Annotated in this window: 13 protein-coding genes; 10 read left to right on the top strand and 3 right to left on the bottom strand. The window is 46.8% G+C overall.

The window, feature by feature from the left end; genetic code table 11:
* Positions 1-13 precede the first annotated feature (13 nt).
* From infB to ICN40_RS10265, 5 genes are all read left to right on the top strand, one after another.
* The gene (infB, locus tag ICN40_RS10285; RefSeq protein ID WP_216243849.1) at positions 14-2,773 is read left to right on the top strand and encodes a translation initiation factor IF-2; all 2,760 of its coding nucleotides are present in this window, start codon (positions 14-16) and stop codon (positions 2,771-2,773) included.
* A gap of 5 nt (positions 2,774-2,778) precedes the next feature.
* Positions 2,779-3,159, top strand: coding sequence for a 30S ribosome-binding factor RbfA (rbfA, locus tag ICN40_RS10280; RefSeq protein ID WP_072583486.1), 381 nt, complete (start codon positions 2,779-2,781; stop codon positions 3,157-3,159).
* A 3-nt stretch (positions 3,160-3,162) separates the two neighbouring features.
* Positions 3,163-4,074, top strand: a complete 912-nt coding sequence (gene truB, locus ICN40_RS10275; RefSeq protein ID WP_216243848.1) for a tRNA pseudouridine(55) synthase TruB — start codon at positions 3,163-3,165, stop codon at positions 4,072-4,074.
* Positions 4,075-4,125: 51 nt separating this feature from the next.
* Positions 4,126-5,943 carry a translational GTPase TypA gene (typA, locus tag ICN40_RS10270; RefSeq protein ID WP_072583488.1) on the top strand — a complete coding sequence of 606 codons (1,818 nt, stop codon included), beginning with the start codon at positions 4,126-4,128 and terminating at the stop codon, positions 5,941-5,943.
* Positions 5,944-6,053: 110 nt separating this feature from the next.
* Positions 6,054-8,417, top strand: a complete 2,364-nt coding sequence (locus ICN40_RS10265) for a Tex family protein (protein WP_216243847.1) — start codon at positions 6,054-6,056, stop codon at positions 8,415-8,417.
* Between the two features lie 48 nt (positions 8,418-8,465).
* Here the strand turns inward: ICN40_RS10265 and ICN40_RS10260 are convergent, their stop codons facing one another.
* The 3 genes from ICN40_RS10260 to ICN40_RS10250 form a co-directional block, all read right to left on the bottom strand.
* Complete coding sequence (locus ICN40_RS10260; protein WP_255561309.1) at positions 8,466-9,419, bottom strand: transglutaminase family protein; 954 nt, start codon at positions 9,417-9,419, stop codon at positions 8,466-8,468.
* Positions 9,397-11,958: a circularly permuted type 2 ATP-grasp protein gene (locus ICN40_RS10255; protein ID WP_255561321.1), complete on the bottom strand. Its 2,562-nt coding sequence runs from the start codon at positions 11,956-11,958 to the stop codon at positions 9,397-9,399. Before ICN40_RS10255 ends, ICN40_RS10260 begins: the two co-directional genes overlap by 23 nt.
* Before the next feature lie 62 nt (positions 11,959-12,020).
* A complete protein-coding gene (locus tag ICN40_RS10250; RefSeq protein ID WP_216243844.1) occupies positions 12,021-15,416 on the bottom strand; it encodes a DUF2126 domain-containing protein in 3,396 nt (1,131 codons plus the stop codon).
* A gap of 173 nt (positions 15,417-15,589) precedes the next feature.
* Between ICN40_RS10250 and ICN40_RS10245 the strand changes: the two genes are divergently transcribed.
* From ICN40_RS10245 to ICN40_RS10225, 5 genes are read left to right on the top strand one after another with little or no spacing between them, the layout of a single operon-like run.
* The gene (locus ICN40_RS10245) at positions 15,590-16,249 is read left to right on the top strand and encodes a glutathione S-transferase family protein (RefSeq protein ID WP_216243842.1); all 660 of its coding nucleotides are present in this window, start codon (positions 15,590-15,592) and stop codon (positions 16,247-16,249) included.
* A 2-nt stretch (positions 16,250-16,251) separates the two neighbouring features.
* Positions 16,252-16,689 (top strand): cupin domain-containing protein, encoded by a 438-nt coding sequence (locus ICN40_RS10240; RefSeq protein WP_072583493.1) that lies wholly within the window; start codon positions 16,252-16,254, stop codon positions 16,687-16,689.
* Positions 16,680-17,018 (top strand): hypothetical protein, encoded by a 339-nt coding sequence (locus tag ICN40_RS10235; RefSeq protein ID WP_072583494.1) that lies wholly within the window; start codon positions 16,680-16,682, stop codon positions 17,016-17,018. Before ICN40_RS10240 ends, ICN40_RS10235 begins: the two co-directional genes overlap by 10 nt.
* Positions 17,015-18,232 carry a polyhydroxyalkanoate depolymerase gene (locus ICN40_RS10230; protein ID WP_216121441.1) on the top strand — a complete coding sequence of 406 codons (1,218 nt, stop codon included), beginning with the start codon at positions 17,015-17,017 and terminating at the stop codon, positions 18,230-18,232. The genes ICN40_RS10235 and ICN40_RS10230 overlap by 4 nt, the downstream gene beginning before the upstream one ends.
* Positions 18,233-18,244: 12 nt before the next feature.
* Positions 18,245-18,460, top strand: a complete 216-nt coding sequence (locus ICN40_RS10225) for a hypothetical protein (RefSeq protein WP_216121443.1) — start codon at positions 18,245-18,247, stop codon at positions 18,458-18,460.
* Positions 18,461-18,490: the final 30 nt, after the last annotated feature.

The following is an 18,490-nucleotide window of genomic DNA, read 5'->3' as shown; positions in this document are numbered from 1 at the left end:
GAGGAAGTAGTGCATGGCAACAACAGTAAAAGTACTCGCTAAAGAATTAAAACGTACCGCGCCAGACCTCTTGGAGCAGTTGAAGGCGGCCGGTATTGAAAAGGGTTCTGAGGACGATGGCATTACCGAAAAGGACAAAACTGTCCTGCTTGAGCATTTGCAAAAAGAACATGGCAGTGCAGATTCTGGCGCTCGCAAAAAGATTACTTTAATCAAGCGTGAGAGTTCAGAAATTCGTCAAGCGGATTCTGCTGGACGCACTCGCACGGTACAAGTTGAAGTTCGTAAAAAACGTGTGCTCGTTAAGGCCGGTGATAAGGCGCCTGAAGAGACTCCGATTCCAGTGGCTAAAGAAGTTGCTCCAGCAGCACCAGCTAAACCCATAATTTCTGAAGAAGAATTAGAGAAACGCGCAGCTGAAGCAACGCGCCAGGCTGAGTTATTGGCGCGTCAAGAAGCAGAAATGAAGGCCGCCGAAGAAGCACGTCAAAAAGAAGTTGCGGCTCCAGTAATTGCTAAAGAAGAAGCGCCTGTAGATGCAGCGCCGGCTGCTGCCGCAGCGGCAGCAGAGAAAAAGGCAGCAACAGATAAAGCCGCTAAAGATTTAGCGGCTAGCAAAGAAAAAGAATTAGCAGATATTCGTGTTCGTCGTGCTGCTGCTGAAGCTGAGGCTTTAGCAATCCGCGACATGATGAGCGCTCCTGCACGTGTTCTCAAAGCGCCAAGTGAAATTGCTGCTGAAGAAGCGAAAAAAGGTACTTTGCACAAACCTGCAAAAGTTGAAGGTGCTGATGATAAGAAGAAGGCTGCTGCTAAAGTTGGCGGCAAGACTATTAAATCTTCCGAGACATCATCGACTTGGCAAGAAGAAGGCGCTAAGAAACCTGGTGGCCTAAAGACGCGCGGAGATTCTTCTGGTGGTGTTGGTGGTTGGCGTTCAGGCGGTGGTCGTAAGAAGCAACGTCAAATTGCTGAAGCGAACGTAGATACCAACTTCCAAGTGCCAACAGAAGCTATAGTGCGTGATGTTCATGTACCAGAAACCATTACTGTTGCTGAGTTAGCTCATGCAATGGCGGTGAAGAGTGCAGAAGTGATTAAGCTCTTGATGGGTATGGGCCAAATGGTCACCATCAATCAAGTGCTTGACCAAGATACCGCAATGATTCTTGTTGAAGAAATGGGTCACAAAGCCTTTGCTGCAAAATTGGATGATCCAGATTTAGATCTCGGTACAGACGGTCATGATGCGGAGTTGTTGCCGCGTCCTCCAGTTGTAACGGTGATGGGTCACGTTGACCACGGTAAAACTTCCTTGCTCGATAAGATTCGTGCAGCCAAAGTAGCTACTGGTGAGGCTGGCGGCATTACTCAGCATATCGGTGCTTACCATGTGGAAACTCCGCGTGGCATGATTACCTTCTTGGATACCCCGGGTCACGAAGCTTTTACGGCAATGCGTGCTCGTGGTGCTAAGGCGACCGATATTGTGATCTTGGTAGTTGCTGCTGATGACGGTGTGATGCCGCAAACAAAAGAAGCGATTCACCATGCACTTGCAGGCGGCGTTCCAATTGTTGTGGCAATTAACAAGATTGATAAACCAGAAGCCAATTCTGAGCGCGTCAAAACTGAGTTGGTGGCAGAGCAAGTGGTTCCTGAAGAATACGGTGGCGATGTGCCATTTATTCCGGTATCCGCAAAAACTGGTGAGGGCATTGATGCTCTCCTTGAAAACGTTTTGTTACAAGCAGAAATCCTCGAGCTCAAGGCCCCTAAAGATGCTCCAGCACAAGGATTGGTAATTGAAGCGCGTTTGGATAAAGGTAAGGGTCCTGTTGCAACCATATTGGTTCAGTCGGGTACTTTAAAACGTGGCGATATGTTGTTAGCGGGTTCAACTTACGGTCGCGTACGCGCCATGTTGGATGAAAACGGTAAGCCATGTAATGAAGCGGGCCCATCTATCCCAGTTGAGATTCAAGGTTTAGGAGATGTTCCTGCAGCTGGTGAGTCAGTACAAGTGGTTCCTGATGAGCGTAAGGCTCGTGAGATTGCACTTTTCCGTCAAGGTAAGTTCCGTGATGTGAAGTTGGCTAAACAGCAGGCATTTAAGCTTGAAACCATGATGGAAAACATGGAAGAAGGTGCCATTGAAGCCAAGTTATTGCCGTTGATCATCAAGGCTGACGTGCAAGGTTCTCAAGAAGCTTTGGCGCAGTCATTAATGAAGCTATCTACACCGGAGGTGAAGGTGCAAATTGTTCACGCAGGTGTTGGTGGTATTACTGAAACTGACGTGAACTTGGCAGTTGCTTCTAAAGCGGTTATTTTTGGATTCAATTCCCGCGCGGATGCAGCGGCTCGTAAGCTGGCTGAAAACAATGGTGTGGATATTCGTTATCACAACATTATTTATGACGCAGTGGATGAAGTGAAGTTGGCGCTGAGCGGCATGTTGACTCCAGATAAGAAAGAAGAAATCACTGGTCTCGTTGAGATTCGTCAAGTCTTCTTGGTATCTAAGGTTGGCGCTATCGCGGGTTGCTTGGTGGTTGATGGAATCATCAAACGCACATCTAGTGTTCGTCTCTTGCGTGACAACGTCGTTGTTTGGACTGGTGAACTGGACTCTCTCAAGCGCTTCAAAGATGACGCTAAAGAAGTTCGTGCCGGTGTCGAGTGCGGCCTGTCATTAAAAGGCTATAACGACATTAAAGAAGGTGATCAGCTTGAGGTATTTGAAGTTACTGAAGTTGCACGTTCACTCTAAGCAATATGCATAAAACTAGCCCGCATCGTAACCAGCGTCTCGCCGATCAAATTCAGCGAGACCTGGCCGAACTTATTCCTCGTGAATTGCGCAGCCCGAGTTTGGGCTTGATTACTTTACAAAGTATTGAGCTCACACCGGATCTGGCCCATGCCAAAGTGTTCTTTACGGTTTTGGGTGCTGAGCCTGAGCATGCTTTAAAAGCGCTTCAAGAAAAAGCAGGGTATTTGCACTCACTCTTGTTTAAGCGTTTGCATATTCATACTGTTCCTACCTTACATTTTCACTATGACAGCTCAGTAGAGCATGGCATAGAAATGTCTCGATTGATCGATCAAGCCGTTGATAGTGATCGCAGCAGCGACCACAAAGACGAGACTAAATAGTTCATGTCAATACGGATCGACGGCGTAGTGCTGCTAGATAAACCTGCTGGAATGAGTTCACAGGGTGCCGTTACTGCAGTCAAGCGCGCCTTTAATGCTGACAAGGCTGGCCATACTGGTACTTTGGATCCAATGGCGACCGGCTTACTGCCTATCTGCTTAGGCGAAGCAACCAAGTATTCACAAGATTTGCTTGAAGCAGATAAGTCTTATATCGCTCGAGTAAAGTTCGGCTCACGCACTGATACCGGCGATGCTGAAGGTCTCATCATTGAAGAGTTGCCTTTACCTGTTTATGCAAGCACAGTTGAAATCAAATCTGCATTAGATGCTTTACTTCCAAAATTTACGGGGCCGATATCTCAAGTGCCGCCAATGTATTCCGCACTCAAGCGTGATGGCAAACCTTTATATGAATACGCTCGCGCAGGTGTTGAGTTAGAGCGCACTCCACGAGATATCACCATTCACGTCATTCGCTGGACTGACATTGCTTGGCCCGAAGCTACGTTAGAAGTCAGCTGTAGCAAAGGAACTTATATTCGTGTTCTGGCAGAAGATATTGGTAATGCCCTAGGATGTGGCGCCCATTTAGTTGGCTTGCGTCGTACCGAAGTAGGGCATCTCAATCTTGAGCAGTCCTTTACGATTGAAGCGATACAAAGCGGCCTGCAAAATAGTGCTGACTACATATTGCCTGTTGATGCCTTGCTACAAACATTGCCACACTTAACAGTGGATGAGCAACAAGCGAAACGTCTTGAAATGGGGCAGCGTGTTCCGCTGAACTTACCTTCCATTGAAGCATTGGTACGCATTTATCGTGCAACTGCTGCTCCTCATAACTTTATTGGTACTGCTGATTGGCGTTCTGGTGTTTTGCATCCAAAGCGCTTAATTTCGCAGGCCCATTAATTAATTAATATTTATAACCCTTTTACTTATCTTTAACTCAAGAAGCTTCACATGACTAAACGCGCACTTCGTAACATCGCCATCATCGCCCACGTTGACCACGGAAAAACTACCTTGGTTGACCAACTCTTGCGCCAATCTGGCACATTCCGCTCAAATGAAAAAATGACCGAACGCGTCATGGACTCAAACGACTTGGAAAAAGAGCGTGGCATTACTATTTTGTCCAAGAACTGTGCAGTGGAATATGACGGTACACATATTAATATCGTTGATACACCAGGACACGCGGACTTCGGTGGTGAAGTAGAGCGCGTACTCTCGATGGTTGACGGTGTATTGCTCTTGGTTGATGCGGTTGAAGGTCCAATGCCACAGACCCGCTTCGTTACCAAGAAAGCCTTGGCATTAGGTTTGAAGCCAATCGTTGTGATTAATAAGGTTGACCGTCCAGGCGCACGTTGCGACTACGTGATCAACGCAACTTTTGAATTGTTTGACAAACTAGGCGCCACTGAAGAGCAGTTAGATTTCCCGGTGATCTATGCATCAGGCTTGAATGGTTATGCAGGAGAGTCAGAAGATGTGCGTGAAGGTACTATGCGCCCCTTGTTTGATGCTGTTCTGAAGCACGTTCCTGTGCGTGATGACGACGCAGAAGGCCCCTTGCAATTCCAGATTTCTTCAATTGACTACAACAGCTATGTTGGCAAGATCGGTGTTGGCCGTATTAGCCGGGGCCGCGTGAAGTCAGGCATGGAAGTGGTCTGCATGAATGGTCCTGATGGCACGCCATTCAAAGGCCGTATCAACCAAGTATTAAAATTTAAAGGTCTCGAGCGAGAAATCGTTGACGAGGCGGTTGCTGGTGATATCGCCCTCATCAATGGTATTGAAGATTTGGCCATTGGTACAACAGTATGTGCGGTTGATAAGCCAGATCCATTGCCAATGCTCAAGATTGATGAGCCAACCTTGACCATGAACTTTATGGTGAACACTAGTCCATTGGCTGGTCGTGAAGGCAAGTTTGTAACTAGCCGTCAAATTCGTGAACGTTTAGACCGCGAATTGAAGGCCAATATGGCTCTGCGCGTAAAAGAGACTGATGATGACACCGTATTTGAGGTATCAGGTCGCGGCGAGTTGCATCTCACTATCTTGGTAGAGACCATGCGTCGTGAAGGCTATGAGATGGCCGTTTCCCGTCCACGCGTTGTCTTTCATGAAGAGAATGGCGTCAAAATGGAGCCGTATGAGAACTTAACGGTTGACGTAGAAGATGCCACTCAAGGTTCTGTGATGGAAGACTTGGGTAAGCGTAAGGGTGAGTTGCAAGATATGGTGAGTGACGGCAAAGGCCGCACCCGTCTTGAGTACCGCATTCCTGCACGTGGTCTGATCGGCTTCCAGGGTGACTTCATGACCATGACTCGCGGTAATGGTTTGATGAGTCACACATTTGATTCTTATGCTCCAGCGAAAGATGGCATTTTGGGTGAACGCCATAATGGCGTATTGATCAGTCAAGATGATGGCGAAGCAGTTGCCTATGCTATTTGGAAGTTACAAGATCGTGGTCGTATGTTTGTTAGCCATGGTGATCCTGTATACGAGGGAATGGTTATTGGTATCCATAGTCGTGACAATGACTTGGTTGTTAACCCAATCAAGGGTAAGCAATTAACCAACGTTCGCTCTTCAGGTACTGACGAAGCAGTTCGCTTGGTAACACCAATTGATTTGACCTTGGAATATGCGGTTGAATTCATTAGCGATGATGAGTTGGTTGAAGTAACGCCGAAAAGCGTACGTATCCGTAAGCGTCACCTGAAAGAGCACGATCGTAAGAAAGCATCCCGCGAGTAAGCTCTTTCCAGCTACACAACAAAAGTCACCTCCGGGTGGCTTTTGTTCTTCATTGAAATCAAAACTATAAATTAATCATTTATAAGTTAAATAAATAAAACTAGATATACATGCTGCCATCAATTGAACAACGCCTTGCCCAAGAACTTGCTGCTAAACCTGCTCAAGTAGCTGCTGCTATAGCCCTGATGGATGAGGGGGCTACCGTGCCATTTATCGCTCGTTACCGCAAAGAAGCTACCGGTGGCTTGGATGATACGCAGTTACGTTTATTGGAAGAACGTCTTAGCTATCTTCGTGAACTAGAGGATCGCCGCAAGACAATCGTTGCCTCCATTGAGGAGCAGGGCAAGATGGCGCCAGAGTTGCTGAAAGCCATAATGTTGGCAGAGGATAAGACTCGCTTGGAGGATCTTTACCTGCCGTATAAACCTAAGAGAAGGACTAAGGCACAAATTGCTTTAGAGGCTGGCTTAGAGCCCTTGGCAAATGACCTCCTCAATAATCCCAAGCTCGATCCTGAAACAGAAGCTGCAAAGTATCTGAAGGAGGCGTTCCAGGTCGATGGGACAGATAATCCTGGCGTTGCGGATACCAAGGCTGCGCTTGAAGGAGCACGTCAAATTTTGATGGAGCGCTTTGCAGAAGATGCAGCATTGGTGCAATCTCTTAGAGAGTATTTACAAGATCACGGTGTAGTCGAATCCAAAGTGATTGCTGGTAAAGAGCAAGAGGGAGAGAAGTTCGCTGATTACTTTGATTACTCTGAGCCGATTAAAGCCATTCCATCTCATCGTGCCTTAGCTTTATTCAGGGGTCGTCGGGAACAGATGTTAATGGTCAACCTGCGTCTAGATACTGAAGAAGAAAAGCCAAAATGGGATTCTCCTCACAATCCTTGTGAAAGCCGGATAGCCAATCATTTCAAGATTAAAAACGAGGGGCGACCTGCCGATGCTTGGTTAGCCGATACTGTTCGCTGGACTTGGCGTATTAAGTGCTCACTGCATTTAGAGTCTGAGCTGATGACAGCGTTACGTGAGCGCTCAGAAACTGAAGCGATTAATGTATTTGCTCGCAACCTTAAAGCCCTATTGCTGGCAGCGCCTGCTGGCCCAAGGGTAACTATCGGTCTCGACCCCGGCATGCGCACTGGTGTGAAAGTGGCCGTAGTGGATGCTACTGGAAAAGTAGTGGACACTGAAGTAATTTACCCGCATCAACCAAAAAATGATTGGGCTGGTTCATTACATGTTTTGGCTAAATTAGCTGAGAAGCACAATGCCACCTTAATCTCGATTGGTAACGGTACTGCATCTCGCGAGACTGATAAATTAGCCCAAGAACTGATTAAGGCTAAGCCAGAACTCAAACTCACCAAGATTGTTGTTTCTGAAGCGGGTGCTTCTGTTTACTCTGCATCTGAATATGCCTCAAAAGAATTGCCCGGGATGGATGTATCGCTCCGTGGCGCAGTATCGATTGCACGTCGCCTGCAAGATCCATTAGCCGAACTGGTAAAGATCGATCCTAAATCAATTGGTGTGGGTCAGTACCAGCATGATGTGATGCAAACCCAGTTGGCTAAATCATTAGTCGCAGTAGTTGAGGATTGCGTGAATGCTGTCGGTGTTGATGTGAACACGGCTTCAGCCCCATTGCTAGCACGGGTTTCCGGTTTAAGCTCAACAGTGGCTGAGGGAATAGTGGCCTATCGCGATAGCAAGGGTGCATTTAAATCGAGGGCGGATCTCAAGAGCGTTCCGCGACTCGGCGATAAAACCTATGAGCAAGCTGCTGGATTCTTGCGCATCATGAATGGCGATGATCCATTAGATGCTTCTGCAGTTCATCCTGAATCTTATCCTTTGGTAGAAAAGATTCTGAAGGATATTAAGAAAGGCGTTAAAGAAGTGATTGGTGATGCTAGTTTGCTGAAGTCACTTTCACCAGAAAAGTATGCTGATGGCCAATTTGGTCTGCCTACTGTTACTGACATTATTAAAGAATTGGAAAAGCCTGGTCGAGATCCACGCCCTGAATTTACTACTGCAACTTTTAAAGATGGTGTCGAGAAAATTAGCGACCTCAAAACGGATATGATTTTAGAAGGCGTAGTGACTAACGTTGCCGCCTTTGGTGCCTTTGTTGACATTGGTGTACATCAAGATGGCTTGGTGCATATCTCTGCTTTATCTAATACCTTCGTAAAAGATCCGCATAGCGTTGTTAAAGCGGGGCAGGTTGTGAAAGTCAAAGTGCTAGAGGTAGACGAAAAGCGTAAGCGTATTGCATTAACGATGCGCTTAAGTGATGAAGCCCCAAAGGAGAGCACCAAGGCGGGAGCCAAAACTGAGCAAAGAGCCCCCAATCGCCCTAGGTCAACAGAAAACAGAAAACCACAGGAAGATAGAAGGTCGGATGCGCCCATTAATAACGCCATGGCCATGGCATTAGCTAAGTTAAAAAAATAGCAGCTTATTTTTTGTATGAGTGCAGAAGCCTAAAGGTTCTATCGATCCTTAGGGGTTGATAGGCATTACCGTTACAGCTACATCAAGCGTATGGTCTGCTCCGCCATGAATGACGCCACGGATGGGGGAGACATCGGAGTAATCTCTTCCCTGGGCCAAGTGAACATAATCTTCCCCAGGGGTTCCGTAGCCCCAGCGATTATTGGTTGGGTCTAGATCACACCAAATGCCCTTACCTAAAATACCGTTTTCATCCATGCTGGGAACATAAACTGAGACCCAAGCATGTGAAGCATCGCCGCCAATCAGTCTTGCTTGACCAGGCGCAGGATTTGTCAGAATATAGCCGCTCATATATTTTGCTGGAATGCCGATACTGCGGAGCGACGCAATCAAAATATGTGCAAAGTCCTGGCAAACACCTTCACGCTTATTTAGCGCCTCTAGTGCAGGGGTGTTGATATCGGTACTTTTACTAACGTAATGGAATTCGCTATAGATACGCTTCATCAAATCAATTGCTGCATCTAGTATCGGTCTACCAACCGTGAAATTAGCCCTCGCAAATTCTGCGAACTCTGGTCTCAAAGTAATGAATGGAGATGTAAATAGAAATTCTGAGGCAGCATCCCATTGAGTATTGGAGTGATACCGGAAGTATTCGCGTACCAGCTCCCATGGTGCAGTTTCCTGGGGCTTAGGGCCATATTCAGTAGCTGTAGTCTCGATCAGCGACTTGGCTCTGATGAGTAATTCACTGTGCCTATTCTGCAAAGAAAAGAAGGTGCAAACATTTCCATGGCTATCTATGTTTTCTTCGCTCCAAGAAGGCCTTGGGCTCACCTGAACTTCGGACTTTAATACCCGTTGTGTTTCTAAATCTGCCGGCTTGAGGTGGGCAAAATGCTGCGCAATCTCAACATCAGGATCATAAGCGTAACGGGTATCGTGGGTAATTTCTAGCAACATAATTGGCGCATTACATTTGGATGCTGTATTCATTAGAGTGAATCAGATTGAAATAGCGTGCGCTAATTGCATCTGAAACATTCCAGGCAGATTGCGAGCAATTGCTCAAACAATTTCTTAGGTTGGAGAGATTATCAAGCCCATCGGCAGTCGATAAGGTATATAAGTTGTAATCTAGTAAATTAATGACGCTACGGGTTAACTCATCCGGGTTATTTCGCTCGGTGCCCGCAAGTTTAGAGAGTCTGGCGCGGAGTGCTTTGCTAACCCAGGCCAGGGAACGTGGGTTTTCATCATCCATCACTAGTAAGCTAATTAAAGGGGCTATCTCGCGACTTTGTTGGTGCTGCGCATGGAAAGTGATCGTGCTATCAAATAAATTGAGTAGAGCGGTATAACCTGAGCCGTCTGCATTTGGATTATTAAGTAAGCCAGAAACGATAGCTGAATCTAATGCGTTTGTCAGAAAGGCCAGCCTCTCGATATGCCTTCCAATGGAAAGTAGTTGCCAGCCATCATCACGTGTCATACGGTCAGTTTGAGCGCCAGTGATCGCCGCTAAGCAACTACTTGCACCATTTAAAGCGTCGATAGCGAGAGATGCAGAAAAATCATTAAAGGTATTGGCTTTATGGCAATCAGCTTGAAATTGCTCAATGCAATGATTGATAGTGCTCCATTGCTCCGGGGAGAGTCGTTCTCTTACATTAGAAGCCGTGCGTTTCATGGCATTCAGGTTATAGCCCACGCTGGTGACGCTGTCGCTGGCATTGAGAGAGCTAATTAAAGTGCGCTCAAAAATTCGGTGACGCATATCACTCTGGTCAAAAGTACTTGGTACACCTTCAGGCACAAGCCCGTAGTAGTGACATAGTTTTTCTAGCCAAGACCACAATGCACGGGAAGGGGTGTATTCGCTGTTAATCTTTTCAAGATAAAGCTTAGCCAAGCGCAGAATATTTTCACTGCGCTCGGTATAGCGCCCAAACCAATAGAGATTCTCAGCGGCGCGACTGGTCACTAAGCGCTTACGCATCATTTTTTCAGGGGCTTGAATCGGATGCTGTAAATGTTGTCCTTGCTCTTGTGAGGGTTGCGGGCTTCGAACCCATACATCCGCACTACTACCGCCTCGTTGCATAGAAGCAATACCTGAATCAGTGCTTGCGATACGGGCAAGTCCACCAGGCAATACTTGCCAGCTATTAGAACCATCACTCAGGGCAAAGACTCGCAACATATACGAGTGGGGCTCAATCAAAGACGCATCATTGAGGTTAAAGGCATTTGACCAGGTTGGCATTTGTGCCAAGGGAATGTAGGTTTGCACAGTGTGCTCATCAGGCTGTCTGGTAATACGCCCAACCCATTCATCTAACTGAGCCTGATTTAGATCGCAGCCTAAAGCGGATTCGTAACTTTGATGACCTGTGCCATTCGGAAAGGTCGGCTTAATGGCGCTATGCCCTAAATTCGGAATGGCAGCCTCAAGTGCAGCGCGTTCACCACACCACCAGGTATCCATTGCTGGAAGCTGCACTTTTTCATTTAAAAGTCTCTCGCTAATCGACGGCAAGAATCCCAGTAGAGCGGGGGATTCTAGGAAAGCTGAGCCAGGAGCATTTGCCAGTACAACATTACCAGCGCGTATCACTTGCAATAGACCGGGGACGCCTAGAGTGGAATCAGAGCGCAGTTCTAATGGATCTAAAAACTCATCATCCAAACGCTTAAGCAAAATATGTACAGGCTCTAAACCGCGTACCGTTTTCAAAAACAAATGTTGGTCGCGTACGGTTAAGTCACCACCCTCAACCAAAGTTAGGCCGAGATAACGAGCGAGATAGGCGTGCTCAAAGTAGGTCTCGTTATAAGGTCCCGGGGTAAGGAGGGCGATATGAGCATTAGCACCTGCCGGACTTTCAAGCTTTAATGCATCGATTAAGTCTCTATAGGCATTGGCTAGTGGGGCAATCTGCATGAGCTCATATGCTTTGGGAAATTGCCTTGCAATCAGATTGCGATTTTCCAAAAGATACCCAAGACCAGAAGGTGCTTGGGTACGTTGCGACAGAACTGACCATGATCCATCGGGCGCTCTGGCTAAATCAAAAGCCATGATATGAAGATATTTTCTATTCTTAAGATCGACACCATGCATGGAACGCAAGTAACCAGGATGCCCATGAATTAATGCTGGTGGAATCCATCCTTCCTTCAACAAATTTTGTGGGCCATACACATCCGCCATGATTGCTTCAAGTAAACGCGCTCGCTGCAAAACTCCAGACTGAATTTTTTGCCAAGAATCAGGGCTAATGAGGAGCGGGAATAAATCTACTGACCAAGGGCGCTGCGGACCAAACTCATCGGCATAGACGTTATATGTAATTCCGTTATCCCGAATCTGCCTGTTGAGCTCTTGGGTCCGTTGATCAAGATCGCTTAACCCAGAGGGGCCAAGGGATTCAAAAAAAGTTTGCCATTCGGGCAGTAGCGCCCCCGATTTCCCTCGTAACTCATCAAAGTGTCCCTCTTTGGGTGTGGGTGATAGGCGGTTGATATCCTCCAACAGCGAAGGGTTGCTGGCGTCTTTCAAAGAATGGGTCTGAGCGTTATCCACAAACTATTGTCTCACCGCCGCATATCCAGCGTAAATGGAAATTCCTTACTAGCCGGGAGGTCAATGTTCGCCAGAGCCCCTTCAACAGTTCCAGGGGTATGACCCATCCTAAAGAAGCGGGAAAGGCGGCGACTCTCTGCCTCATAGGCATTGATAGGGAAGTTGTCGTAGTTTCGGCCACCAGGGTGGGCAACGTGATATTGGCAACCTCCAACAGAACGTTTATTCCAGGTATCAATCACATCAAAAATCAATGGAACATGAATACCAATACTCGGGTGCAGACTAGACGGAGGATTCCAGGCCTTATAACGAACGCCTGCTACATACTCTCCCGCAACACCTGTTGGTTGGAGTGGCAAAGGCTCGCCATTGCAGGTGATGGTGTAGCGACTTTGATTTAAGCCGGTAACACGTAATTCAATTCTCTCTAATGAGGAGTCAACATAGCGTGCGGTACCTCCTGCAGCATTTTCCTCGCCCATAACATGCCATGGTTCAAGTGCATTGCGTAAGGTAATTTCTGTGCCCATTGTTTGCACTTGTCCAATGAGCGGGAAGCGGAACTCAAGGTGAGGTGCAAACCACTCAGGCTTAAAGTCGTAACCGTGCTTTTGCATCTCTTGAATGACATCATCAAAGTCCATTTTGATAAATGTTGGCAAGAGACAGCGGTCATGGAGTTCAGTTCCCCAGCGCGTCATTGGTGCCTCATAAGGCTTATCCCAGAAACGAGCTATCAAGGCGCGAATGAGTAATTGCTGAACAATGCTCATATGCGCATGTGGAGGCATTTCAAAAGCACGTAATTCTAGTAGGCCTAAGCGACCCGTTTGACTATCTGGTGAATACATCTTATCAATACAGAACTCGCTGCGATGCGTATTACCGGTGACGTCAATCAGGATATTGCGTAGAGTTCTATCGACCAGCCACGGCGGCATGCTTTGGCCAAACTTCTTGCGATTCTCATGAATTTCTTTCAATGCGATTTCTAATTCGTAGATTTGGTCATTGCGTGCTTCATCCACGCGAGGTGCTTGACTGGTTGGTCCAATAAACATACCACTAAAGAGATAGCTCAGGCTCGGGTGGTTGTGCCAATACAAAATCAGGCTGGCCAAGAGCTCAGGTTTGCGTAAGAACGGACTATCGATCGGTGTTGCACCACCCATCACAAAGTGATTGCCACCACCTGTGCCGGTATGGCGGCCATCTGCCATAAATTTCTCAGCAGAAAGACGAGATTCAAAAGCGGCTTGATATAAGAATTCCGTATGCTCAACTAGCTCGCCCCAGTTATGGGCTGGATGAATATTGACTTCAATAACGCCTGGATCTGGTGTCACCTGTAACAACTTCAAGCGTGGGTCGCGTGGTGGGGTGTATCCCTCCAGCACAATTTGAAACTGCAGCTCTTCAGCAGTAGCTTCTACCGCCTCCAGTAAATTGAGATAGTCTTCAAGACGAGCGAGTGGGGGCATAAAGACATACAGCACGCCTGACTTACCGCCATGCTCATTCTCAGCCTTAGGTCCATTGGAGCGCATTGGATCACGCGCTTCTACGCACATCGCTGTTCTGGTAACCCATGCAGCTGATTCTTGACGTTTTGGATGTCTTACTTCTTGCGACTGACTCCAAATCGTTTTGCCAGACGCTGTAAATTCTTTGGGAGTTGGTTGTTGTTGGTGAACAATTGACGCTTGACTATTTAATGGCGGTCTGGGAGCAAATGGATCTTGCTCAATGAGATAAGGGTAGTCGGCTTTACTAACCCAGGGTAGGGACTCCAGGGGGAGTCGATAGCCCATGGGGGAGTCACCTGGTAGCAGATAGAGACGATCATCACGATATTCCCAGGGACCCGTTTTCCAAGCGGTGTCTAGATAGTTCTTTCCTTCATTCGCTTCGATAGGGAGGACGTAGCCCACCACGGAATCTAATTTCTGGGTGAAGACCCGCTTTAAGCGAGTGCGCTCCATCTCATCGTCTAGGTTTGATTTGAAGGGGTCAACGTTGACAGGTAGCTTGGATTCCCGCCAGAGGTAATAAAAAACATCCTCATAAGCGGGTTCGATAAATTTATCTGCTAAACCTAATTTTTTGGAAAGTGTGTAGACAAATTTTTCAGCATCTTTACTGGTGTACTTCGTAGGCTGGCGTTCATCGGCGAAGAGTTTGGGATTTTTCCAAATAGGCTGTCCATCAGCCCTCCAGTAGATTGACAAGGCCCAACGAGGGAGTTGCTCTCCTGGATACCATTTGCCTTGACCAAAATGAAGGAAGCCACCATCGCCATATTCTTTGCGCAGTTTTTCTACTAAATCGGTTGCGTAACCCCGCTTCGTTGGTCCTAATGCATCTACATTCCATTCGCGTTCATCACGTCCATTAACAGAAACAAAGGTAGGCTCACCACCCATGGTCAAGCGAACGTCGCCCGCAACCAATTGCTTATCAACTTGATGACCCAGATCGACAATCGCTTGCCACTGTTCTTCGGTATATGGTTTGGTTACTCGAGGCGCTTCATAAATGCGAGTAACCTCCATGGAGTGAGCAAATTGCACTTCACATTCGTCAACACCACCTTCAATCGGGGCTGCGCCTGAAGGTTCGGGGGTACAGGCAACAGGAATATGGCCTTCGCCAGCAAATAGGCCGGAAGTCGGGTCTAAGCCAATCCATCCTGCACCTGGCAAATACACCTCGCACCAGGCGTGTAAGTCCGTGAAATCTACCTCTGTTCCACTCGGTCCATCAAGTGCTTTGACATCTGGCTTGAGCTGAATGAGATAGCCTGAAACAAAGCGCGACGCGAGTCCGCAAAGACGCAAGAGATTCACCATTAACCAAGCAGAATCGCGACAAGAACCACTGCGAAGTTTTAATGTCTCTTCTGGGGTCTGAACTCCAGGCTCCATTCGAATGGTGTAGCTAATATCCTTGTGAACTTTTTGATTGAGCGCAACCAAAAAATCGATCGTGCGCATCTTGCTGCGATCAACCGTTTTAAAGTATTTGTTGATGCCGTCATTTCGCTTTTTACCTAGGTAAGGGCGCAACTCTTTCTTCAGATCTTGGCTGTAGGTAAAGGGGTAGTCTTCAGCATCTGGCTCTAAAAAGAAATCAAATGGGTTGTATACGGCCATCTCCGTAACAAGATCGACCGTTACTTTAAAGCGTGTCGTTGGTTCAGGAAAAACCAAACGCGCTTGATAGTTTGAAAATGGATCCTGTTGCCAGTTAATGAAATGACCTTCAGGCTCAATCTTGAGAGAGTAAGAAAGAATATGGCTGCGGCAATGAGGTGCCGGTCGTAGACGTATTACCTGCGGTCCCAGTTTTACTGGGCGGTCATATATGTATTCGGTGACGTGGTGTAGGGCGGCGTGTATAGACATGACTCAAAGTCTATAAGTTCACCACAAGGGTGCATTATTACGACGCACAAGATGGGTGCGTAAAGGTGAGGTATGCCCAGATTTGGGCAGAACACGTCAAAAACAGGGCATTTAGCTAACTATCGCTGTTTGAGGAGGAATAAGTTGTAGTTGTACCTCATTTGAAAGCTCTTATGCCTAAGCAGACTACCTTGACGATTAGTAGCAAAAATTACTCTTCATGGTCATTACGCGGTTGGTTGATGCTCAAGCTTTCTGGCCTCCCTTTCCAGGAAGTGCAGGTGCATCCGGATGATGTGGATAACCGGGCTGAACTCTTACTCTTGTCACCATCCATTCTGGTTCCTCGTTTAGATCATGACGGCTGCAAAGTATGGGACACCATGGCCATTGGCGAGTATCTTAATGAATTAAACCCTAAAGCCCAATTGTTACCCAAGGATCCGGCAGCAAGAGCGCATTGTCGATCTATCTGTGGCGAGATGCATTCCGGCTTCTCTGCTTTGCGCGCTTCTTTACCCATGAATGTCAAAGCAAAGTTTGAGTCATTCAAGGTTTGGTCAAAAGCGCAAATTGATATTAATCGTGTTCTAGTCATCTGGCAGGACTGCTTAACAACATACGGCGGGCCTTTCTTATTTGGCCAGGAGCCCACATTAGCTGACGCCATGTTTGCGCCAGTGGTCACAAGATTCTTGACGTATCACGTAGAGCTGGACAAGGCGAGCAGGGATTACTGCACGCACATCATGGCGATGCCTGAGATGAAGGAATGGGTGATGGGCGCCCTCGAAGAACCCGATGACATTGAAGAACTTGAAGTGGAGTTTTAAAAATGAACGCACCCGTAAACTTTAAAAGTGATACCGAGTTTTCTCATGTAAAACCCGCTGATACTCAGTTTTTACCAGGCGGCCTAAGAGATTTTTTTCTCTATAAAGATTTGGGTGTCGCTAAGGCCACTAAGGGCAAGGTTATTGCTCATCTTGTGAAGGCCAATAAGCCACCAGAGAATGGTACTGGTTGGCACTATCACGTAGCAGAGTTCCAAATTGTCATTATGACTAAAGGTTGGGCCAAGTTTATGTATGAAGATAAGGTCACCTTAGTTGAGGCGGGCGATGTTGTTCATCAAATGCCGGGCATCACCCATTTCCTCTTTGACTATTCGCCCGATATGGAATATCTCGAGATAGTGGGCCCTGCGGACTTTGGAACCATCCCAGTTTCTGTTGCTCCAGCCGAGGTGCCAGGGGTAACCCCATGGAAGTAGTCAAAAACAATGTGCTGGCATCAGACTTTGCGGTCTTGTTTCAGCGGATTATGACGATTGCTGAGGAGCTCGATGGTATGAAGAGTTACTACCGCGAGCTTTATCAAAAGATAGAGGCTGGCGAAGTTGCCTCAGAGGACGAAGAGTTGCCAGACCTTCTCAAAACTTTTAATGTTGCTGGTTTCGTGAATTTATCCATCGTTGCAGCACGTGCAGCACAAACCGCAGCCATTATTGCCAATGATGTGTCTTTGAGTAGGGTATTTGACCCAGCACTCAAAACTACAGAACGAGCATTGCGTCATATAGAAAGCGGTGCCCATAGATGATGTACAAAGCTTATCAAACCTTTGCTAATTTGCATAATCCGGTTCGAATGTTTGCAAAAGCGTCAGAGCGCGTCTCTACTAATTGGTTTGGAAACTTTTCTCTTAACCCTATGCAGCGATTAGCTGCGCACTACGAGCAAATTTCTTTGCTTGGGTTTACGCACACAAGACCTGATTTTAAAATTCAATCTGTCATAGATTCATTTGGGGTGGAGCAGCCTGTTACAGAGGAATTAATTTACTCAACGCATTTTTGTAACTTGATTCGATTTTCAAAGCCCAACATTTCTGGTCAACCGAAAATCCTCTTAGTCGCTCCAATGTCAGGACACTTTGCTACTTTGTTAGCGGGAACCATTAAGACACTTCTAACTGATCATGAAGTTTATGTAACTGATTGGTTGAACATTCGTGACATTCCATTGAGCTGTGGTGACTTTGACTTTGATGCTTATGTCGAGCATATCATTAACTTCTTGCAGGTGATCGGACCGCAAACCCACCTGATGGCGGTATGTCAGCCAACAGTAGCCTGCTTAGCAGCCACAGCCATCATGTCTGAAGACAAGAGTCCCTATGTCCCGGCAAGCTTGACCTTGATGGCTGGGCCGATTGATGTCAGTCAAAGCCCAACAAAGGTCAATGAATTAGCTACCAGCAAACCCATGTCTTGGTTTGAAGAAAAGCTCATCGGGGTTATTCCAAATCAATTCAATGGCACTGGTCGAAAAGTCTATCCAGGTTTCTTGCAGCTTATGGCATTTATGAGTATGAATCCTGATCGCCATGCAGAATCCTTCAGAAAGCTATATGAGTATCGCGTTAATGGTGAGGATGAGAAGGCGGATGTGATTCATGATTTTTATGAAGAATATTTTGCAATTATGGATTTGTCGGGGCCTTTCTATTTAGAAACCATTAAAAAAGTATTTATGGATCGCGATCTAGCTAATGGAACTTTGACATACCAAGGCAGGCTAGTGAATCCAAAGCTGATTAAGAAAACCTTTTTGCTCACCGTTGAAGGTGAGCGAGACGATATCTGTGGCATTGGACAAACTTTAGCGGCGCAAGATCTCTGTTCTGGCCTGCCTGGATACAGGAAGTCACATCACTTACAAGCGGGCGTCGGCCATTACGGGGTATTCAATGGGAAGCGCTGGGAAAGCCAGATTTATCCAGTAGTTCGCAACCACATTCAGTCAGCACTTTAATCAGGAGGAAATATGGTCGTCTATATCACTCGAAATATCATTGCCAGAATGCGTCGCAATGATGGTACGGATAATGGCTGCAAACCTCTCAATCCTGGAAAGTATGAAGCCAACAAGACCAATGATGGGGCGCTGGAAATTCTTCAGGATGCTGGTGAGCCAGTTTATCTTTTACCCTTTATCTGGTGGGAAAAGATGGAGCTGGGTGATATTTTGATTGCAGCCTAAAAAGACGTAAACATAAACTTAGAGGCAGCG

This window comes from Polynucleobacter sp. Fuers-14 (genome assembly GCF_018882045.1).
Taxonomy (GTDB): Bacteria; Pseudomonadota; Gammaproteobacteria; order Burkholderiales; family Burkholderiaceae; genus Polynucleobacter.
Note: the sequence above shows the minus strand (reverse complement) of the source record. Positions and strands in the feature narration are given on the sequence as shown.